The sequence below is a fragment of the Pelagibius sp. Alg239-R121 genome, assembly GCF_947331435.1.
In the GTDB taxonomy this organism is placed as follows: domain Bacteria; phylum Pseudomonadota; class Alphaproteobacteria; order Kiloniellales; family Kiloniellaceae; genus Denitrobaculum.
On the sequence record NZ_CAMZOF010000001.1, the window covers coordinates 1,266,921 to 1,285,553 of the forward strand.

Annotated in this window: 21 protein-coding genes; 15 read left to right on the forward strand and 6 right to left on the reverse strand. The window is 59.3% G+C overall.

Annotation, left to right across the window (positions count from 1 at the left end; genetic code table 11):
• Nucleotides 1–398 precede the first annotated feature (398 nt).
• The 4 genes from paaG to QMZ18_RS05665 are packed head-to-tail and all read left to right on the forward strand — an operon-like array spanning nucleotide 399 to nucleotide 3,647.
• Nucleotides 399–1,196 (forward strand): 2-(1,2-epoxy-1,2-dihydrophenyl)acetyl-CoA isomerase PaaG, encoded by a 798-nt coding sequence (paaG, locus tag QMZ18_RS05650; protein WP_282605248.1) that lies wholly within the window; start codon nucleotides 399–401, stop codon nucleotides 1,194–1,196.
• Nucleotides 1,193–1,657, forward strand: a complete 465-nt coding sequence (gene paaI, locus QMZ18_RS05655; protein WP_282605249.1) for a hydroxyphenylacetyl-CoA thioesterase PaaI — start codon at nucleotides 1,193–1,195, stop codon at nucleotides 1,655–1,657. Before paaG ends, paaI begins: the two co-directional genes overlap by 4 nt.
• A gap of 45 nt (nucleotides 1,658–1,702) precedes the next feature.
• Nucleotides 1,703–3,013, forward strand: coding sequence for a phenylacetate--CoA ligase PaaK (gene paaK, locus QMZ18_RS05660; RefSeq protein WP_282605250.1), 1,311 nt, complete (start codon nucleotides 1,703–1,705; stop codon nucleotides 3,011–3,013).
• A 37-nt stretch (nucleotides 3,014–3,050) separates the two neighbouring features.
• Complete coding sequence (locus QMZ18_RS05665; RefSeq protein ID WP_282605251.1) at nucleotides 3,051–3,647, forward strand: TetR/AcrR family transcriptional regulator; 597 nt, start codon at nucleotides 3,051–3,053, stop codon at nucleotides 3,645–3,647.
• 16 nt (nucleotides 3,648–3,663) lie between these two features.
• Here the strand turns inward: QMZ18_RS05665 and QMZ18_RS05670 are convergent, their stop codons facing one another.
• Entirely contained in the window at nucleotides 3,664–4,566 is a 903-nt protein-coding gene (locus QMZ18_RS05670; protein ID WP_282605252.1) for a LysR family transcriptional regulator, read from the reverse strand.
• Nucleotides 4,567–4,706: 140 nt separating this feature from the next.
• Here QMZ18_RS05670 and QMZ18_RS05675 point away from each other — a divergent pair, with 140 nt between their 5' ends.
• Nucleotides 4,707–5,195 (forward strand): ester cyclase, encoded by a 489-nt coding sequence (locus tag QMZ18_RS05675; RefSeq protein WP_282605253.1) that lies wholly within the window; start codon nucleotides 4,707–4,709, stop codon nucleotides 5,193–5,195.
• Nucleotides 5,196–5,484: 289 nt separating this feature from the next.
• Complete coding sequence (gene uraH, locus QMZ18_RS05680) at nucleotides 5,485–5,847, forward strand: hydroxyisourate hydrolase (RefSeq protein WP_282605254.1); 363 nt, start codon at nucleotides 5,485–5,487, stop codon at nucleotides 5,845–5,847.
• Nucleotides 5,848–5,881: 34 nt separating this feature from the next.
• On the opposite strand, the gene QMZ18_RS05685 is transcribed toward uraH, so the two are convergent.
• The gene (locus QMZ18_RS05685; protein WP_282605255.1) at nucleotides 5,882–6,826 is read right to left on the reverse strand and encodes a LysR family transcriptional regulator; all 945 of its coding nucleotides are present in this window, start codon (nucleotides 6,824–6,826) and stop codon (nucleotides 5,882–5,884) included.
• Between the two features lie 122 nt (nucleotides 6,827–6,948).
• Here QMZ18_RS05685 and uraD point away from each other — a divergent pair, with 122 nt between their 5' ends.
• The 9 genes from uraD to QMZ18_RS05730 all read left to right on the forward strand — a co-directional run bounded on the left by uraD (nucleotide 6,949) and on the right by QMZ18_RS05730 (nucleotide 15,034).
• Complete coding sequence (uraD, locus tag QMZ18_RS05690) at nucleotides 6,949–7,473, forward strand: 2-oxo-4-hydroxy-4-carboxy-5-ureidoimidazoline decarboxylase (protein WP_282605256.1); 525 nt, start codon at nucleotides 6,949–6,951, stop codon at nucleotides 7,471–7,473.
• An 85-nt stretch (nucleotides 7,474–7,558) separates the two neighbouring features.
• The gene (locus QMZ18_RS05695; protein ID WP_282605257.1) at nucleotides 7,559–8,932 is read left to right on the forward strand and encodes a uracil-xanthine permease family protein; all 1,374 of its coding nucleotides are present in this window, start codon (nucleotides 7,559–7,561) and stop codon (nucleotides 8,930–8,932) included.
• A 176-nt stretch (nucleotides 8,933–9,108) separates the two neighbouring features.
• Nucleotides 9,109–10,029 carry a PaaX family transcriptional regulator C-terminal domain-containing protein gene (locus QMZ18_RS05700; RefSeq protein WP_282605258.1) on the forward strand — a complete coding sequence of 307 codons (921 nt, stop codon included), beginning with the start codon at nucleotides 9,109–9,111 and terminating at the stop codon, nucleotides 10,027–10,029.
• An 89-nt stretch (nucleotides 10,030–10,118) separates the two neighbouring features.
• The gene (gene paaA, locus QMZ18_RS05705; RefSeq protein ID WP_282605259.1) at nucleotides 10,119–11,108 is read left to right on the forward strand and encodes a 1,2-phenylacetyl-CoA epoxidase subunit PaaA; all 990 of its coding nucleotides are present in this window, start codon (nucleotides 10,119–10,121) and stop codon (nucleotides 11,106–11,108) included.
• Between the two features lie 43 nt (nucleotides 11,109–11,151).
• Nucleotides 11,152–11,439, forward strand: coding sequence for a 1,2-phenylacetyl-CoA epoxidase subunit PaaB (gene paaB, locus QMZ18_RS05710; protein WP_282605260.1), 288 nt, complete (start codon nucleotides 11,152–11,154; stop codon nucleotides 11,437–11,439).
• An 11-nt stretch (nucleotides 11,440–11,450) separates the two neighbouring features.
• A complete protein-coding gene (gene paaC / locus QMZ18_RS05715; protein WP_282605261.1) occupies nucleotides 11,451–12,215 on the forward strand; it encodes a 1,2-phenylacetyl-CoA epoxidase subunit PaaC in 765 nt (254 codons plus the stop codon).
• A complete protein-coding gene (gene paaD, locus QMZ18_RS05720; RefSeq protein ID WP_282605262.1) occupies nucleotides 12,215–12,730 on the forward strand; it encodes a 1,2-phenylacetyl-CoA epoxidase subunit PaaD in 516 nt (171 codons plus the stop codon). The genes paaC and paaD overlap by 1 nt, the downstream gene beginning before the upstream one ends.
• A 14-nt stretch (nucleotides 12,731–12,744) precedes the next feature.
• Nucleotides 12,745–13,827 (forward strand): 1,2-phenylacetyl-CoA epoxidase subunit PaaE, encoded by a 1,083-nt coding sequence (gene paaE / locus QMZ18_RS05725; protein ID WP_282605263.1) that lies wholly within the window; start codon nucleotides 12,745–12,747, stop codon nucleotides 13,825–13,827.
• 151 nt (nucleotides 13,828–13,978) lie between these two features.
• On the forward strand, nucleotides 13,979–15,034 hold the full coding sequence (locus QMZ18_RS05730; protein ID WP_282605264.1) for a phospholipase D-like domain-containing protein: 1,056 nt from the start codon (nucleotides 13,979–13,981) through the stop codon (nucleotides 15,032–15,034).
• Nucleotides 15,035–15,062: 28 nt separating this feature from the next.
• On the opposite strand, the gene QMZ18_RS05735 is transcribed toward QMZ18_RS05730, so the two are convergent.
• The 4 genes from QMZ18_RS05735 to QMZ18_RS05750 all read right to left on the reverse strand — a co-directional run bounded on the left by QMZ18_RS05735 (nucleotide 15,063) and on the right by QMZ18_RS05750 (nucleotide 18,633).
• Complete coding sequence (locus QMZ18_RS05735; protein ID WP_282605265.1) at nucleotides 15,063–15,662, reverse strand: phenylacetic acid degradation protein PaaY; 600 nt, start codon at nucleotides 15,660–15,662, stop codon at nucleotides 15,063–15,065.
• A gap of 72 nt (nucleotides 15,663–15,734) precedes the next feature.
• Nucleotides 15,735–16,730, reverse strand: a complete 996-nt coding sequence (locus QMZ18_RS05740) for an ABC transporter ATP-binding protein (RefSeq protein ID WP_282605266.1) — start codon at nucleotides 16,728–16,730, stop codon at nucleotides 15,735–15,737.
• Entirely contained in the window at nucleotides 16,727–17,737 is a 1,011-nt protein-coding gene (locus QMZ18_RS05745) for an ABC transporter ATP-binding protein (RefSeq protein ID WP_282605267.1), read from the reverse strand. The genes QMZ18_RS05740 and QMZ18_RS05745 overlap by 4 nt, the downstream gene beginning before the upstream one ends.
• Complete coding sequence (locus QMZ18_RS05750) at nucleotides 17,734–18,633, reverse strand: ABC transporter permease (RefSeq protein ID WP_282605268.1); 900 nt, start codon at nucleotides 18,631–18,633, stop codon at nucleotides 17,734–17,736. Before QMZ18_RS05750 ends, QMZ18_RS05745 begins: the two co-directional genes overlap by 4 nt.

The following is an 18,633-nucleotide window of genomic DNA, read 5'->3' on the forward strand; positions in this document are numbered from 1 at the left end:
GTTGCGATGCGGACCAGAGCCTGATCGTTCTGTTTCGCGTCGAAACGAAGCGATCAGGCTCTATTCCATGCGTTTAGAAGGCGATTCACGAAATTGATCGGATTGATCAGATTCGGTCGCTTGTCAGTGTTGTTTTGGATCGATTTAAATAATTGACCGACCGGATGGTCTATGCAAGATGTTTTTGTACAGAGCGCGATTGTTCATGGCCGAAAGGACCAAGGACGTGAATCGTTCTCTGGCTATAGGTTTTAGAGACTGGTCCGTGTATGGCGTCGATTCAAAGTCGAAGGATCAGGCTTTGAGAGATGCTACAACTGTAGCTGCAGACGCGATTTCGCGTCGGCGAAGCTGTGTTGGGTGTCGGTGGGACTGAAGATAAAAGAGGGAGTGCAGACATGACGGAAGAATCGATAAAGGTCGAGCGTGGCGCAGGATTTCATGTTCTGATTCTGAACCGGCCCGGCAAGCTGAACTCCTTCAACGCCGAAATGAACCGGGCGCTTTTCGCCGCCTTCGAGGCTGCCGCTGCCGATGATGACTGCCGTGCCGTGCTGCTGACCGGTGCGGGCCGTGCTTTTTGCGCCGGACAGGACCTTGGCGACCGCAACCCGGCGGAAATGGATGGCCCGCCCGATCTGGGGGAAACCCTGGAGACGCTCTACAATCCACTGATTCGTGCAATCCGAGCCATTGAAAAGCCGGTTGTCTGTGCGGTTAACGGTGTGGCGGCTGGCGCCGGTGCTAACATTGCCCTGGCCTGCGATATCGTTTTGGCGTCCAAGTCGGCGAAGTTCATCCAGGCCTTCTGCAAAGTCGGGCTGGTGCCGGACAGCGGTGGTACCTGGAGCCTGCCGCGTCTGATCGGCGAGGCGCGGGCAAAGGCACTGGCCATGACGGGTATCCCGGTCGGCGCCGAACAGGCCGAGAATTGGGGCATGATCTGGAAAGCTGTTGATGACGATGCACTGATGGACGAGGCGCATGGGTTGGTGAAGGGCTTTGCAACGGCCCCGACGGTCGGACTGGGCTTCACCAAGCGGGCGATCCAGGCCGCGGCGGTGAACAGCCTCGATCAGCAACTCGATCTGGAGCGCGACCTGCAGCGTGAAGCCGGACGCACGCCGGACTACGCCGAGGGCGTCAGCGCCTTTTTGAACAAACGTTCCCCCAACTTCTCGGGGCGCAAGGCGTGAGCGATTCCAAAGCAATGACAGCCGATGAGTTGGCGCGCGCTTGTGCCGATGCCATGTGGGCCGATGACATGGCTTCGCAGGGTCTTGGCCTCGTGATCGACGATGTGGGGCCAGGCCGGTCTGTTCTTTCCATGACCGTTCGCACGGACATGGTCAATGGTCATCGTATCTGTCATGGCGGTTTCATCTTCACGCTTGCGGACAGCGCCTTTGCCTTCGCCTGCAACAGTTACAATCAGTACGTGGTTGCACAGCACTGCGCAGTGACCTTTATCGCGCCGGCTTACGAGGGTGACCGGCTGACTGCAACGGCGCAGGAAGTGACGCGCTACGGCCGTTCGGGCATCTACGACATCAAGGTATCTCGTGACGATGGTGCGGCCATTGCCGAATTCCGTGGGCAGTCCCGTTCGGTCAAGGGAACGCATCTGCCGGAAGAAGACATCGCCCTGAAAGCGTAAGAAAATTGCCTGATGGCAAAAGAAGAAAGACCAGGAGGATCGCGCATGGAAGACCGCACCCCAATCAAATCGGATCTCGATCCGATCGAAATCGCATCGAGGGACGAACTCGCCGCGCTTCAGCTCGAGCGCCTGCGCTGGTCGCTGTGCCACGCCTACGAGAACACGGATTTCTACAAGAAGAGCTTCGACGCCGCAGGCGTGCATCCCGATGATCTGAAATCACTGTCCGATCTCGCCAAGTTCCCCTTCACGGTGAAGACCGACCTGCGGGACAACTATCCTTTTGGAATGTTTGCGGTGCCGCGTGATCAGGTGGTGCGCATTCATGCTTCTTCCGGGACGACCGGCAAACCCACCGTCGTCGGCTACACCCAGACCGATATCGACAACTGGGGTGGTCTGGTCGCCAGATCGATCCGTGCGTCCGGCGGACGTCCGGGCGATGTCGCACACATCGCCTATGGCTACGGTCTCTTCACCGGTGGCCTGGGCGCGCATTACGGCGCCGAGAAACTGGGCTGTACCGTTGTGCCGGTTTCCGGTGGCATGACTGAACGGCAAGTGACCCTGATCCAGGATTTCAAACCCGAAATCATCATGGTGACGCCTTCCTACATGCTCTCCATCCTCGATGAATTCAATGCCCAGGGACTGGATCCGCGCGCGTCTTCCCTGAAGGTCGGCATCTTTGGGGCCGAGCCCTGGACCAACACCATGCGTCAGGAGATCGAACAGGCCTTTGACATGCATGCGGTCGATATCTACGGCCTCTCTGAAGTCATGGGGCCCGGGGTTGCCAACGAATGCGTTGAGACCAAAGACGGTCTGCACATCTGGGAAGATCACTTCTATCCGGAAATCATCGACCCGGAGACGGGCCAGCCGGTTGAAGACGGCGAGAAGGGCGAACTGGTCTTTACTTCGCTGACCAAGGAAGCTCTGCCGATCATCCGTTACCGGACCCGCGATCTGACACGCCTGTTGCCGGGTACCGCGCGGACTATGCGGCGTATGGAAAAAGTGACAGGACGTTCAGACGACATGATCATCCTGCGCGGCGTCAACGTCTTCCCGACCCAGATCGAAGAGCAGATTCTGAAATGCGCCGGTCTGGCACCGCACTTTCAGATCGAGCTGACCAATCCCGATCGTATGGACGTGATGACGGTCTGCGCCGAAGCAACAATAGACGGTGCTTCCGACGAAGCGCGGCAGGCCAGTGAAAAAGAGCTGATCCATCACATCAAAAGCGTGATCGGAGTTTCTGCAAAGGTTACTGTCGGCGCGCCGCGTTCAGTCGAGCGTTCCCAGGGCAAGGCCAGGCGCCTGGTCGACAAGCGCGTACAGAAATAACCAGAAGACGTAGGCAGTAAAAACACGGGGAAGATCTATGGCTCGCACACAGGCGCTGGATTACGGCGAAAAACGAAACGCCATCCTGAAGCGCTCCGCCCGCCTCTTCGCCGACGGCGGTTTCGAACGAACGTCCATGTCGAGCGTGGCGGCCGAGTGCGGCGTCTCCAAGCCGCTGCTCTATCACTACTACACGAACAAAGAAGAACTGCTCTTCGACATCATCCACGGCCATCTCGAAGAACTTTGCGAAGCCATTGTCGAGGCTGATGTGCCGGCGGCGGAGCCTGAAGAGCGCCTGCGCGGTCTTGTCCGCACTCTGCTTGACTGCTACCGCGATGCAGACGCCGAGCACAAGGTTCAGATCAATGCACTCTCGGCTCTGCCCAAAGACAAGCAGGACGCACTGAAGGCACTTGAACGCAAGCTGGTGACGGTCTTCGCCGAGGCGGTGAAAGGCATCAATCCCGCGGTTGACGATAAGAAATCGATCCTGAAGCCGGTGACTATGTCGCTCTTCGGCATGCTGAACTGGCATTACATGTGGTTTCGCCCGGAAGGTTCGATCAGCCGGGAAGACTACGCTGAATTGGCCACGTCGCTGTTCGTGAAGGGACTGCAGGGGATACGATAAGGAGAGCGGAGACGTCTTACTGAGGCGCTTGAAACCTATATTTCCAGTTTTTTGTTAGAAAGGCCACGAACCGCTGGGTCAGACCATCTCGCGGTGAGTTTGGCGGCCAGACGGCGTAAATGCCTGGCGAATTCGGACGCCACGTTTCCAGGACGATCTGGAGTTCACCGGATGCCAATTGAGGTTCAACCAAGAAGCGCGGCAAAGCGCCGACCCCAACGCCCGCGCACAACAGCTTTAAACGCGCGAGTGCATCGTCAACAACAAAGCGGTTCGCTATCGCTAGCCGCTCGGTCTGGCCGTTGCGGCTCATGATAAGCACATGACGGGGGGTTGCTTGAAGATGAACCCAATCCCAAGTTTCCAGCGCCTGTGGGGTTGTGGGCTTAGGTTTTGATGCGATGTAGGATGTCGCAGCGACCAAGACCAGGTCTTCGTCGGAAAGCTTTCGCGCTTTCAACGAACTGTCTTTCAGCCAACCCATACGCATTGAGACATCCAGGCCGTCGGCGATAATGTCACGCTGACTGTCCGTGAAACTGATCTCAAGATCCACCTTTGGATAGGCCTGCGCAAAGGCGGCGATCAGTTCGACAAGGCGCGAATGTACTAAGACCGCAGGCGCTGTGATCTTTAAGCGGCCCGATGGTTCGGGCGAGGCTCTGCTGATGGTGTTCAGTCCTTCCTGTGCCGAATCCAGCATGCGCCTGGCTGGATCAAGCAGTTTCTCTCCATCTTCAGTCAGGCGGAGTCTGCGGGTCGAGCGGTACAAGAGCGCGACGCCGAGGTTCTTCTCGAGCCTCGAGATGTGGTGGCTGACCACGGAGGGCGACAGATCGAGCGCTTTGGCTGCGCCTCTGAACGACCCGGTTTCCACTGTTTTGGCGAAGACGGCAAGCTGTCTGAGGTGTTCAAGCATTGTTCTATTTTATAACATACAGAAATTAGTTTGTACTAAATTATCAAACTATTATTTGAGCATTATCTTTTAGCTGGCGCCGGGAATCAGCTCAGCCGGTCAAAGGCGTCGTCCTCAACGGATCTAGGGAACAGACTGAAATGAAACCGAAAATTCTTATGTTGCTCGTGGCTGCGATGATGACCTGCGCAGCGGTTGTGCCGGCTCAGGCCGAAAGCAAAACGGAAGCAGTGGTAAAACCATTCTATACGAAGATCTTGACCCGTAGCTCTGGTGCCGACGTCGCTGAAACAGCAATGGAAGTGCTGGATTCAGACTGGCGGAGCATTGGCGCCTATGGCACCCCGGCAAAGACGCGGGAGAAGTTCGTCGCGCAAATCCAGAAGTTTGGCGAGATCATCCCGGATCTGGCGTGGAACATCGAAGAAATGATCACGGATGGAAACCGCGTGATTGTCCGTGGCCGCGCGAAGGGCACCCCGCGCGTTCCGATGTTCGGTGTAGACGGTCAGGGCCGCAGCTTCGATATCATGTCGATCGATATACACAAGGTCGAAAACGGCAAGATCATTGAGAGCTACCATGTCGAAGATTGGGCACATGCGATGAAGCAGCTCAAGGGCAAGTAGCCTCTCTCCTGCCGTCATTTGCCGCGCCTGTCGCGGCAAATAGTGTGATCTCGGCAACCGTGGCTGGCCGGCTCTGACCGTTGGAAGTTTTGCACTAGAACCAGCCTCGGAAACCTGCCGGGATCACGCACTTTATGTGAAATCTCTAGTGCCCGCCCCTGAACAAACTCCGCTCGGAGCGGGTGCAAATCGGGTTTCAAATTCAGTTTGAAAATCTATCTTGGATAAAGCTGTTCCGAAGGTGTCCTCATTGGGTAAAACTCTGCGTAGGCAAATTGAGGAACCCGATATGAGTATGAGTAGCGGCTATCTATCGACCCACATCCTCGACACCATGAGCGGCAGTCCGGCGGCGGGTGTGCCGATCAAACTCTATGCGATCGAGGGGGAGGGGCGGCGGTTACTAACCGAGACCGTGACCAATGCGGATGGCCGGACGGACGCGCCGGTGCTCGCTGCCGGTGCCATGACGCCGGGAGTCTACGAGCTCGTATTCGATGTCTCCGGTTACTTCGCAGCGCTTGGCGTGGGGGGCGGTTTGCCTTTCCTTGGTGTGATCCCGATCCGTTTCGGGATCGACAGCCCGGACGAGCATTATCACGTGCCCCTGCTGGTGTCGCCCTACAGCTTCTCGACTTACCGCGGCAGCTGACGGCCAGGAATCCCCCCTACTGCCAGGGATCTCCCTACTGGCTGATTGAGGTGTTCACTTCCCGGGCCCTCAGCAAAAACCGGCTCACGTTCTCGCTAAGAAGACCGGCGACGGTCTGTGTGACTCTGGGCAATGTGCGGCGGCTGTTGATCAGCACGCCGACACTCTGTGGTGCCGCGGTCTTGTCGCGCACAGGGGTAAAGACCAGCCGCTCCTCGAGGATCTCAGGCGCCGCATCCAGTTCCGAAGTGAGCGCCACGTGCCCGCCCAGAAGCGCGAGCTGTTTGACCAGCTGCAGGGAGTTGGTCACCATCGGCTGGTTGCCGTTGCTGAACAGCCATCCGTGATTGAGATCGAGATATTGCCGGATTGCCAGCGCTCGGCTTTGCAGAGCAATCGGGTAGCGCACGACGTCTTCCAGAGTCAGGCTCTCGCGCTGCGCCAGGGGGTGACCCCTTGTGGTGACACAGCCGAAAGGAAGATCCTCCGACCAGATGAGGTGTAGATCCTTTCGCCGCGGTGCGTTGAACACGAAGGCAATATCGGCGGTCCCCTGTTCCAGCGCAGCCACGGCCTGGGTTGTGTTCGCGATTTCGATCTCCAAGGTTACCCGGGGAAGCTCTTGAGCCAGTTCCTCCACGAACTTCGGCAGGACGCCGTTCACCTGGCTGTCCATGGTCGCGATCTTGACATGCCCGAGGTCGACCCCCTGCATCTGCTTGACTTCGGCACGCAGGGTCTCGGCATCGCGCCGCCAGCGCCGTGCCATGACGATCAGGAGCTCACCGGCGGCGGTCGGGGTCATGCCGTTGTGCTTCCGCTCGAAAAGCTTAACGCCGAGTGTTTCTTCCAGGATCAGAATCTGGCGGTCGATCGCTGAAGCCGAAATACCCAACTCGCGCGAAGTGCCCTGAATCGAGCCGATCTGCGCGACGTTTTCGATGTACTGCAACGACCGGGGAACCAGATGAAGTGCCATTGATCAAACCATTCTGTTCTAATTTTTCGAACATAGCATGCTCTATTTTTCTATAGAAAACAACGATGGCGGCGTAATAGGCTTTTGGAGTGCTTCAATTCGACCAGACCAACAGGGGGCCCATGACCGTCTCACTCGCTCAGATAAATTCGGCGTCGCAGTCGGAATTTCTGTCCCTGCTCGGCGGTGTGACCGAGCGCTTGACCTGGGTAGTGGAAACCGTTGCCGGTCAGCGCCCCTTCAAGTCGGTCGAAGAACTGTCCGCCTCCTTCGAGACGACAGTGCGTGCTGCGACCGAGCGGCGGCTCGACCTGCTGCAGGCGCATCCGGAGCTGGCAGGCAGCGAAGCGCTAGCCGGCGGTATGACAGCGGAATCCAACGGCGAGCAATCCCGCCTTGGCCTTCTCGCTCTGAGCGCGGATAACAAGCGCGCGCTGGACCGTTTGAACGCGGCTTACCGTATGCGTTTCGGTTTTCCCTTTATCATCGCCCTCCATCGTCAGCCTGATTTGGCGGCGGTGTTGGCGGAATTCGAGCGTCGGCTTGCCGCGGCGCCGGAAGACGAAGCGGCCACAGCCGTCGACGAGATTGTCTACGTCATGCGCAACCGGATCGAGGGGCTCTTCTTGGCCTCCTGCTCCGCATAGGGACAGCCGGCAAAAGAAAAATCAGAACGGCGGGTTTGTCCGAAACTAAGAGCAACAGGGAAACTTTAGGACGGGGAGACAGCAGGTGTCAGATGAAAGCAAAAGCAAGTCCTTCAATCCGGTAGAGGAATGGATCCCGCTACCCAAGGCCATTCCATTGGGCCTGCAGCATGTGTTGGCGATGTTTGTCGGCAATATTACCGTGCCGATCATCATTGCCGGGATCATTGGGGCGGATGCCGCGGAACGGACCTTTCTGATCCAGGCGGCGCTGCTGGGGTCGGGCATTGCGACCCTGATCCAGGCCTACGGCATAGGGCCGGTGGGCGCGCGTCTGCCGGTGGTTCAGGGGACCAGCTTCGCGTTTCTGCCGCTGCTCATTCCATTGGCCAAGAATTATGGCATGGATGCCGTCATCGGCGCCTCGATCTTCGGCGGCCTCGTGCAGGTGGTTCTGGGCTTTTACATCGGTAGCCTCAAACGCTGGTTTCCGCCGCTGGTCACCGGCATCGTCGTGGCGTCCATCGGCCTGACCCAGATTAAGGTGGCCTATTGGTACGCAGGTGGCGGCAAGGGCCTGCACGATAAAAACCCCGAAGCCTGGGCCACTCCGGACCAGGTGGGCATCGCGATTCTGGTGCTGCTGGTAACCTTGGTCGTGCGCGAAACCACCAAGGGCATCGTTTCGCAGGCGGCGGTTCTCATCGGTATGGGCGTCGGCTACGTAGTCTCCATCTTCATGGGTCTGGTCAACCCCAGCATCATATCGGAGGCTTCCTGGGTTTCCCTTCCGCAGCCTTTCCATTACGGCCTGGAGCTGCCGGCCATTGCCATCATCGGCATGGTGATTATGGCGGTGGTCACCACTATCGAAACGGTCGGTGATACCAACGGCATCACCAGTGGCGGTGCCGGCCGGGATGCCACACCGAAGGAGCTCAAGGGCGCGATCCTGGGCGATGCCGTGGGTACGCTGATTGCGGCGGTGCTGAATGCGCTGCCCAACACCTCCTACACTCAGAACGTCGGCCTGGTGGCGCTGACCAAGGTCATCAGCCGCTGGGTGGTGGTCGTGGGCTCATTCTTTCTGATCGCCGGCGGTCTCATTCCCAAGCTGGGTGCCATCATCGCCGCCATGCCGGCCTGTGTGCTGGGCGGCGCGGCGATCTTCATGTTCGGTATGGTCGCAACCGCGGGCATGAAGCTCATGACTGCGGAGAAGTTCACCTCCCGCAACATGATGATCGCAGCGCTTTCCATCAGCTTCGCTCTCGGGCTCTCAATCGTGCCGGAGTTCCTGGACAAGATCTTCAACAAGGAAAACGGCCTCGCGATCATCGCCCAACTCCTGACGTCCGGGATCATTCCTTCTGCCGTGATTGCGGTAGTGCTGAACGCGGTGATTCCGCCGGAAGAAACAAAGGCAGATAACATTTCTGAAGCCGTCGAGCAGAACTGAGCAACGATAAAACAGATGCCCTGTCGGCCCGTCGCGAACCCCGCCTTTTCCTCCCTGTAAGCCGGGTTCTTAGAGGCGCACCGACGTCCAACTCGCCTCCGGGTTCCCTCCTCATTCGATGGAAATCCGGAGGCGGCTCTTGTGACCCGACCTCTCTATGGGTCATAAATTCGGGCATGAGCCTCTCCGAAAGTCCCTCCTCAGCAGACGCCAGTCTCGAATCTCTCATCGACCGTCTGCATGCGCGTGAACGTCTGCGGGTCTGGTCGATCGTGATTACCGTTTACGGCGACGCCATCGTGCCGCGCGGCGGGGTGCTCTGGCTCGGGGCGCTGCAGGAGTTGTTGGCGCGCCTGCGGATCGAGCCGGGGGCGTTGCGGGCCGCCATGTCGCGGCTGGCGTCCGATGGCTGGCTGACGCGTGATAAACGGGGGCGGCGCAGTTACTACGCGCTTTCGAACGCCGGGCGGCTGTCCTTTGCTCTCGCGACCCAGCGGATCTATGCGGCGGGACCGATCGAATGGGACGGGGCCTGGACGATCTGCGTCGCGCCGGAAGAGGCGGGCGAGGCGCGGGATGCACGCCGCAAGGCGCTGCGTGAACTGGGATTCGGGACCCTGGGTCCGACGGTGTTTTGCCGTCCGGAGACAGAAGCTGCCCCCGATGCCATGGACTATCTTGCCGGGGCGGTGGTGTTTTCGGCAAAAGCGCCGGTCAGTGAGTATCTGCCGCCCTTGACCTCGGCGGCCTGGCCTCTCAAAGAGACAGGCGAAGCCTACAAAGAGATTGTTGCGGCCTTCTCGCCGCTGCTTTCTTGTTTGCAGGACGGGGCGAAGCTTGATCCCTTGAACGCCATCGCCGCCCGGACGCTTCTCATTCACGACTTCCGGCGTGCGGCGCTGAAAGACCCGCTGTTGCCGTCGATCCTTCTACCATCTGATTGGCCGGGTACCGAAGCGAGAGATCTTGCGGCGGACCTGTACCGGCGCCTCGTGCCGGGGAGCGAAGCCTGGCTCGATACCTGCGACGATGCGGCAGACGGCGCTATGCCAATTGCGTCGAATGCTTTTCACGGTCGGTTTGGCGGATTGGATTGACGTCTTCGTCAATTACGTTACGAAAAATTTGTTGATAAAATAAAAATTGTAACATATTATTCTGACACTGCAGTGTGAGAGGTGGCGCAATGTATTCCCAGGGCCTGATCGGTGCCGACGGCACGACCCATGAAGACGAAGAATTTCTGACGGCCTTTCAGGCGAGGATCGACGCGGAGCTCAAGATCGAGCCGAACGATCCCATGCCGGCCGGGTACCGCAAGACGCTGGTGCGCCAGATCGCCCAGCACGCCCATTCCGAAATCGTCGGCATGTTGCCTGAAGGCAACTGGATCACCCGTGCGCCGACACTGCGCCGTAAAGCGGCGCTGCTGGCCAAGGTTCAGGATGAGGGCGGCCATGGCCTCTATCTCTATTCCGCTGCCGAGACTCTTGGGGTCAGCCGTGAAGAGCTGGTCGATCAGCTGCTGAGCGGCAAGGCCAAATATTCCTCGATCTTCAACTATCCGACCCAGACCTGGGCCGATATCGGCACTATCGGCTGGCTGGTCGACGGCGCGGCGATCATGAACCAGATCCCGCTCTGCCGCTGTTCCTTCGGTCCCTACGCCCGTGCCATGATCCGGGTCTGTAAGGAAGAGAGCTTCCATCAGCGCCAGGGTTACGAAATCATGCTCACACTCTGCCGGGGCAGCGATGAACAGAAGGCCATGGCCCAGGATGCGCTGAACCGCTGGTGGTGGCCCTCGCTGATGATGTTCGGTCCGCACGACGCTGAGTCCACGCACTCCGATCAGTCCATGGCGTGGAAGATCAAGCGCTTCACCAATGACGAACTGCGCCAGAAGTTTATCGACGCCACCGTGCCGCAGGCCGAGTTCCTGGGCCTGACCGTTCCTGATCCCGAACTGAAGTGGAACGAGGACAAAGGCGGTTACGATCACGGTGAGATCGACTGGAACGAATTCTGGAGTGTGGTCAAGGGCAACGGCATCTGTAATCGCGCCCGCTTGAAAGCCCGTCGCATGGCTCATGACGACAACGCCTGGGTCCGCGAAGCAGCGCTGGCTTACGCCGAAAAAGCCAGCGTGCGGGAAACCGCCGTCGCCGCCCAATAGCCTCTGCCGAATAATAGACTCTGCCGAATAGAGAGATACAGTCATGACTGAAAAGAACACCCCGCTCTGGGAAGTTTTCATCCGCGCCCGCAACGGCCTGAGCCACAAGCACGCCGGCTCGCTCCATGCAGTCGATGCCGAAATGGCACTGCAGGCCGCGCGCGATGTCTATACACGGCGCGGCGAAGGCCAATCGGTCTGGGTCGTCCGCTCCAGCGACATCGTGGCCTCCGACCCGACCGAAAAGGAAGTGATGTTCGAACCCACAGGCTCGAAGATTTACCGTCACCCGACCTTCTATGACATCCCCGACGATGTGGGGCACATGTGATGGCGGATTTAATGCCGGATATGATCGCTGGGGCAAAATTCAAATACGTCCTACGACTGGCCGACGATCAGTTGATCCTTGGACAACGTCTTGGCGAATGGTGCGGCCATGCGCCGACTCTGGAAGAGGACCTCGCGCTGGCCAACATCGGACTGGATCTGTTGGGCCAGGCACGCTCGCTCTTCACCTATGCGGGAGAGGTCGAGGGCGAGGGCCGGAGCGAGGACGATCTTGCCTTCCTGCGGCAGGAGCGGGATTACTTCAACGCACTGCTGATGGAGCAGCCCAACGGCGATTTCGCGGTGACCATCGTCCGTCAGTTATTTCATGCCGCCTTCATGGTGCCTTTCTGGTCGGCCATGACCGGCTCAAGTGACAAGACTCTGGCGGCAGTTGCGGCCAAGTCATTGAAAGAAGTTGAATATCATCTCAGACATTGTTCCGAATGGATTATCCGGCTCGGCGACGGCACGGAGGAAAGCCACGTGCGTACTCAGGCTGCTCTCGACGAGCTCTGGGGTTACGCGAGCGAGCTGTTCGAGATGGATGAGGTCGCCGACGAAATGCTGGTTACCGGCGTTGGTGTCGATGCCGCGGCCTTGAAAGATGACTGGGACGCGACCGTCGATGCAGTGTTGGCGCGTGCGACGCTCAACCGGCCTGAAGACAGCTGGTCACAAACCGGCGGCCGCAGCGGTCAACACAGCGAACACATGGGACATATTCTGAGCGATCTGCAGTACATGCAGCGCACCTACCCGGGGCTGAGCTGGTGATGAACGCCGCTGCCGCATCGCACGCGACAACGCCGGAAGCCGCGAAGGCTTGGGCGGCGGCGGCGAGCGTCTGCGATCCTGAAATTCCTGTCCTTACGCTCCAAGATCTGGGGGTGTTGCGCGATTTGCAGCTGGACAGAGATGGCAAGGTCCTCGTGACCATTACGCCGACTTATTCCGGCTGCCCGGCGATGCTGGTGATGGAGACCGAGATTCTGAAAGCTCTGCGTGAAGCGGGCTTCGAGAAGGTGAAGGTAGAGACTGTGCTCTCTCCTGCTTGGACCACCGACTGGCTGTCGGAAGCAGGGCGCGAGAAACTGCGGTCTTACGGCATCGCGCCGCCGGTACGTGCCTCGAGTTCTCGGCAGGCGCTGTTCGGTAAGGACTCGGTGGATTGCCCGCAGTGCGGCTCCTCCGATACCGAGCGGGTCAGCGAGTTCGGCTCGACCTCCTGCAAGGCGCTCTATCGCTGCTGTTCCTGCGCCGAACCCTTCGATTATTTCAAATGCCTGTGAGAAGACATACCGCTATGTCCAAGTTTCATTCGCTGACCGTATCCGATGTGCGCCGCGAAACTCCCGATGCGGTCTCGATCTCCTTCGAGGTGCCCGAGGCGTTGCGAGACGACTACCGCTACACGCCGGGGCAGTATCTGACCCTGCGCAGCGATCTGGAGGGTGAGGATACCCGCCGTTCTTATTCAATCTGTTCGGGCCTGGACGACGGTGAGTTGCGTGTCGCGATCAAGAAGGTGGAAGGCGGCCTATTTTCGACCTTCGCCAATGACAATCTGACGGCCGGCATGACTCTTGAGGTCATGACGCCAGAGGGCCGCTTCCTGGCAGAACCTCGGGCCGAGGTGGAGGGCGAGTACGTGGCCTTCGCCGCGGGCAGCGGCGTGACCCCGATCCTCTCGATCGTGAAGTCGCTGCTGGAGCGCGAGCCGCATAGCCAGGTGACCTTCTTCTACGGTAACCGCAGCACCGGATCGATCATCTTCCGCACCGTGTTGGAGGATCTCAAGGACCAGTTTCTGGAGCGCTTTCGCCTGATCCACGTATTGAGCCGTGAAGCCCAGGATGTCGATTTGCTTCACGGGCGGCTGGATGCGGAACGTGTCCGCAAGCTGGCGCAGGTCGGTCTGTTCGATCCGGCGTCGGTCGATGCCTATTTCCTCTGCGGTCCTGGCGACATGATTGAGCAAACCAAAGCGGCGCTTGGCGCACTGGGTGTGGATCCCGAGAAGATCCGTTCAGAGATGTTCGTTCCCGCCGGCGGGTCCGCGCCGCCGCGCGCAGCTTCACTGCGGGCAAAGGAAACAGCCAAGCAGGGCGCGACCATCGAGACGGTACTGGACGGCGCGCGCCACAGCATCGAGATGGTCGAAGGCGACGAAAACGTCGTTGCCGCCGCCGCACGGCAAGGCCTGGAACTGCCGTATTCTTGCAAAGGCGGCATGTGCTGCACCTGCCGCTGCAAGGTGGTCGAGGGCGAAGCAGAGATGGCGACCAACTATTCCCTGGAGCCCTGGGAGCAGGAGGCGGGTTTCATCCTGGCCTGTCAGGCACGGCCGCTCACAGGAAAACTGGTGCTCGACTTTGACGAGATTTGAGGTCTGTTGAAGGGTTTCGACTGGTGCCGAAAAGAGCTAATACTCTTCCAAAACGCGTATCCGAACTTTCGCTCGTCTAATTTTGCGAGAGCGCCTATTCTGCTGCTCTATATCCTGCGAGGTTTGATCCGGAGTTGGGGAGGGGTGGAGCATGGCCGTTAAAGTCGGAGGCGTCGAATTCTACGTGGGTCCGAAGGGCGTGGGAGCGCCCGACGATCTGGAAGCCGTCATCGTCGATTTTATCGACGGCGCAAAGAAGCGTCTGGAGATCGCGGTTCAGGAACTGGAAAGCCGCCCGATCGCCGAGGCCATTATCCGTGCCCGCGCGCGCAAATGTCTGGTGAAGATCGTTCTCGAGCAGGACTATCTGAAATCCACGAAACTGCAGAGTGATCCCTGGGAAGCGAGCGGTAAGCACGAACCTAATCGGGAAATTCACAACGCCATCCTGCGTTCGCGGATCGACGTCAAGACCGACTACAACACCAGTATCTTCCATCAGAAATTCATCGTGCGCGACCGCGCATCCTTGCTCACCGGCTCCACCAATTTCACGCCGACCGGCACCCACAGCAACCTCAACCATGTCGTTGTGATTCACGACGAGAAGGTGGCCAAGATCTACGCGCGTGAATTCGCGGAGATCCAGCAGGGACACTTTGGCAAGCGCAACGAAGGCCACGATGCCGCGCCGCTGGACAGGGTGGTATCCAACGTACCGATCCGTATTCTTTTTGCACCGGACCACAATCCGGAAATGGAGATCATGAAGCAGATGCTGAAGGCGAAGAAGCGCATCGATTTTGCGATCTTCACTTTTTCTAAGTCTTCAGGGATCGACGATACGATGCTGCGGCTGCTTGATATGGACATGCCAATCAGCGGCGCGTTCGATGGCGCGCAAGGTGCTCAGTCCTGGGCTGCGATCAAGCCCCTAAAGAAAAAAGGTGCGAAGCTCTCCGCCGTCTGGAAAGGCAAGGGTGTCGGAAAACTGCACCACAAGCTGATGGTCCTGGACGAACAGGTGGTGATCGGCGGCTCCTTCAACTACACCGGACCGGCCAATCGCTTGAATGACGAGAACATCTTTATTCTGGGAGATCTGGAAACGACTTCTGCAGCTCAACGCAAAGCCCAGAAGAAGATTGCCGGCTTCGCCCTGAAGGAGATCAAGCGGATTGTCGCTAACCACGGGTCGCCCTTGTAAATTGGGGCCGTATTGAAGTTTCTTGCTATTACTTCGTTTGCCCCAGGGTTTGGTAACTGCTGTCGTCATAATACGGCCGGTCGGCTTCGACCTTGGTGAGTGGTTGCACTTTCTTCATCGTACTCAAGCAGCGGAGCGTGAGCTGCTGATACTCGGCGGTGCCGCGGCTTTTCCAATCAATTTCCTTATCCGTCAGTTCGCGGAGCACACGGGCAGGCGTGCCGACGGCGAGGGAGCGGGCAGGGATCTTTTTGCCTTCGGGGACGAAAGACGTGGCGCCGATGATCGAGGATTCCCCGACCTCCGCACGATCCATGACCACGGCGTTCATGCCGACCAAAACGTTCCGACCGATCTGTGCACCGTGGATCACCGCGCCGTGGCCGATGTGGCCGTCTGGACCAATGCTTGTCTCGACACCGGGAAAGCCGTGAATAACGCAGGTGTCCTGAACGTTGGCGCCTTCCTGCAGCACGATCCGGCCAAAGTCTCCGCGCAGGCTGGCGGCCGGTCCAACATAACAGCGCGGACCGACGATCACGTCGCCGATGAGAATGGCGTTGGGATGCACGAAAGCGGAGGGATCGACGACCGGGATCATGCCATCGATCTCATAACAACTATCCATGAAGGGCTCTCTTGGTTTGTCGAATGGAGACTGAGCATATGGTAACCGCGAAGGGCGATTGCGACAAACGCTCTAGACCAGGTGACACGCGACCTTGTGACCCGTCTCTATGACCTTCAATTCGGGTGGCGTCTCGTGGCAACGCGCTTCGGCCAAAGGGCAGCGCCCGGCAAAGCGGCAGCCCTTGGGCAAGTTGATCGGGCTCGGCGGATCGCCTTCGAGCCGGATGCGCTGCGCCTGATTGGCGGCTCTTTTGCCCGGCCGTGCCGAGGGTACGGCCGAAAGCAATGCCTTGGTGTAGGGATGCTGTGGGCGCACGAAGAGTGAAACGCGGTCGGCCTGCTCGACGATCTGACCCAGATACATCACCGCGATCTCATCGCAGATGTACTGCACCACGCCCAGATCATGCGAGATGAAGAGATAGGTCAGGCCGAGTTCGTCCTGCAGACGCCGCATGAGGTTGAGGATCTGCGCCTGAATGGCGACGTCCAGGGCCGAGACGGGCTCGTCGCAAACCACCAGCTCCGGCCGCGTGGCGATGGCGCGGGCGAGCCCGATGCGTTGCCGTTGACCGCCAGAGAACTGATGAGGGAACAGTGCGCGCTGTTCGGGCCGCAGGCCGACCTGGGCGAAGAGCTCCTGTACCAGACCTTCCCGTTCGGATTCGGCACCGACCTCCATAAGATCGAGCGGTTCGCGCACTGTCTGGCCAGCGCGGATCCTCGGATTGAGCGAGGAAAAGGGATCCTGGAAAATAATCTGGAAGCGTTTGCGGGCCAGGCGTAGGGCTTCTCCCTTCAAGGCGCTGACCTCTAGATCATCGAGAAAGACCCGTCCTTCGGTGACCGGGGCCAACCTGACCGTTGCCAACGCAGTTGTGGTCTTCCCCGAACCGGATTCGCCGACGATGCCGAAGGTCTTTCCGCGTTCGACCTCGAAGCTCACGCCGTCGACCGCGTGAACGACCTTGCTGACTTTTCCCGGCATCCAGCTTTTGCCGCCGAAGTGCACCTTCAGATCTTCGATACGCAGAAGCAGGTCGCGTGTACTTGACGTATCGCTCATGCGCTTGTGCCTTCCTCGAGCAGCCAGCAGGCGGCTCGGTGATCGGCGTCGACCGAGACGCGGCGCGGAGCTTCCTGATCGCAGCGCTCGAAAGCATATTTACAACGCGGTGCGAAGGCACAACCCTTACCGAGCCGGGTCAAGGCCGGGACGACCCCGGGAATTTCTTCCAGCGGCGGCCGTTCGGCAGTAGGGTTGGGATCAAGCTGTGGCACGCAGGCGATCAAGCCCTGAGTGTAGGGATGTTTCGGCGCGTCCAGAATGGCCTCCACGGGGCCTTCTTCGACCACGCGTCCCGCGTACATCACGGTCACCCGGTCGGTCATTTCGGCGATTGCCCCCATATCGTGGGTGATCAGGATGATTGCCGTACTGGTGCGTTCCTTCAGGTCTCGCAGCAGGTCGAAAATCTGTGCCTGGACCGTCACATCCAAAGCCGTCGTGGGCTCGTCGGCAATAATCACCTTGGGACCGCAGGCCAGCGCAATGGCGATCATCACCCGCTGGCGCATGCCGCCGGAGAGCTGATGCGGATACTCCCTGGCACGGGCTTGGGGTTCGGGAATACCGACGGCTTTCAGCATCTTCACCGCTCTGGCCGCCGCTTCCTTGTCACTCAGTCCTTCATGGAGGCGAAGGGATTCCGCGATCTGATCGCCGACGGTGAAGACCGGGTTGAGCGAAGTCATCGGCTCCTGAAAGATCATGGAGATGTCTTTGCCCCGAATGTCGCGCATGCGCTGCTCATCAAAGCGCAGCAGGTCTTCCCCCGCCAACCGGACTTCGCCGGCGGTAATCTGCCCCGGCGGGCTTGGGATCAGCCGCATGATGGAGAGTGCGGTCATGGATTTGCCGCAGCCTGATTCACCGACGATTCCGAGGGTTTGGCCCGGCTGCAATTCGAGTGATACTTCGTCGAGGACACGGGCAATGCCGTCACGTGTGCGAAACTCGACGCAGAGATTGCTGACCTGGAGCAGAGGCCGGTCTGTTTGATGCCCGCTCATCGTTCGCGCAGCTTCGGATTAAAGGCATCGTTCAGGCCGTCACCGATCAGGCTGACCGCGAGTACCGTGACGAAGATCATGCCGCCCGGCAGGGTCACTGCCCACCAGGCATCCAGGATATTGTCCCGGCCGGAGCCAATCATGTAGCCCCAGCTATAGGTGTTCGGATCGCTCAAGCCGAGAAAGCTCAGGCCCGCTTCGAAGAGGATCGCGGTGCCGATGGTCAAGGTGGCCGAGACGATCAGGGGCGGCAGAGCGTTGGGCAGGATGACCTGCCAGATGATACGTGTGTTTTTCGCGCCGACCGAGCGGGCCGCCGAAACGTATTCCAGATTGCGGATGCGCAGGAATTCCGCGCGCGCCAGACGCGCCGTCGGCGGCCAGCTGACCAGGCCGATAGCAATGGCGACGACGACCAGCGACGAGGAAAAGAGCGTGACCAGCACCATGGCGAACATCAGGGCGGGAAGCACCTGGAAGAACTCGGTGACCCGCATGAGTATGTCGTCGACGATGCCGAGATAAAAGCCCGCCAGCGCGCCGACGGTCAGGCCGATAACCACCGTGATGAGGGCCGCCGCCAATCCGACTGCGAGCGTGGCGACGCCGCCGTGGATCAGTCCGGCAAGGATATCACGGCCCAGATAATCGGTGCCGAGCGGTGCCGTTGCCTCCTCGCCCGGCGGGGTCAGAGGCGCCCAGACGATTTCGAAGGGATCGACGCTGTAAACCAAAGGGCCAATCAGCGTGACCAGGACCAGCAGGACCAGCAGAAATAATCCGAACATGGCGGCGTAGTTGCGCCGGAACATGCGCCAGGCCTCGGAGACCGGGTGTTCGGCCTGGGGAAGATCGCGTGGAAGACCGTTGCGAGAATGGGCCGGGGATTCCGCCAT

Coding starts and splice junctions, on each gene's coding strand:
- paaG (WP_282605248.1), top strand. CDS start 399: ATGACGGAAGAATCGATAAAGGTCGAGCGTGGCGCAGGATTTCATGTT.
- paaK (WP_282605250.1), top strand. CDS start 1,703: ATGGAAGACCGCACCCCAATCAAATCGGATCTCGATCCGATCGAAATC.
- QMZ18_RS05665 (WP_282605251.1), top strand. CDS start 3,051: ATGGCTCGCACACAGGCGCTGGATTACGGCGAAAAACGAAACGCCATC.
- QMZ18_RS05670 (WP_282605252.1), bottom strand. CDS start 4,566: ATGCTTGAACACCTCAGACAGCTTGCCGTCTTCGCCAAAACAGTGGAA.
- QMZ18_RS05675 (WP_282605253.1), top strand. CDS start 4,707: ATGAAACCGAAAATTCTTATGTTGCTCGTGGCTGCGATGATGACCTGC.
- uraH (WP_282605254.1), top strand. CDS start 5,485: ATGAGTATGAGTAGCGGCTATCTATCGACCCACATCCTCGACACCATG.
- QMZ18_RS05685 (WP_282605255.1), bottom strand. CDS start 6,826: ATGGCACTTCATCTGGTTCCCCGGTCGTTGCAGTACATCGAAAACGTC.
- uraD (WP_282605256.1), top strand. CDS start 6,949: ATGACCGTCTCACTCGCTCAGATAAATTCGGCGTCGCAGTCGGAATTT.
- QMZ18_RS05700 (WP_282605258.1), top strand. CDS start 9,109: ATGAGCCTCTCCGAAAGTCCCTCCTCAGCAGACGCCAGTCTCGAATCT.
- paaA (WP_282605259.1), top strand. CDS start 10,119: ATGTATTCCCAGGGCCTGATCGGTGCCGACGGCACGACCCATGAAGAC.
- paaB (WP_282605260.1), top strand. CDS start 11,152: ATGACTGAAAAGAACACCCCGCTCTGGGAAGTTTTCATCCGCGCCCGC.
- paaC (WP_282605261.1), top strand. CDS start 11,451: ATGCCGGATATGATCGCTGGGGCAAAATTCAAATACGTCCTACGACTG.
- paaD (WP_282605262.1), top strand. CDS start 12,215: ATGAACGCCGCTGCCGCATCGCACGCGACAACGCCGGAAGCCGCGAAG.
- paaE (WP_282605263.1), top strand. CDS start 12,745: ATGTCCAAGTTTCATTCGCTGACCGTATCCGATGTGCGCCGCGAAACT.
- QMZ18_RS05730 (WP_282605264.1), top strand. CDS start 13,979: ATGGCCGTTAAAGTCGGAGGCGTCGAATTCTACGTGGGTCCGAAGGGC.
- QMZ18_RS05735 (WP_282605265.1), bottom strand. CDS start 15,662: ATGGATAGTTGTTATGAGATCGATGGCATGATCCCGGTCGTCGATCCC.
- QMZ18_RS05740 (WP_282605266.1), bottom strand. CDS start 16,730: ATGAGCGATACGTCAAGTACACGCGACCTGCTTCTGCGTATCGAAGAT.
- QMZ18_RS05745 (WP_282605267.1), bottom strand. CDS start 17,737: ATGAGCGGGCATCAAACAGACCGGCCTCTGCTCCAGGTCAGCAATCTC.
- QMZ18_RS05750 (WP_282605268.1), bottom strand. CDS start 18,633: ATGGCGGAATCCCCGGCCCATTCTCGCAACGGTCTTCCACGCGATCTT.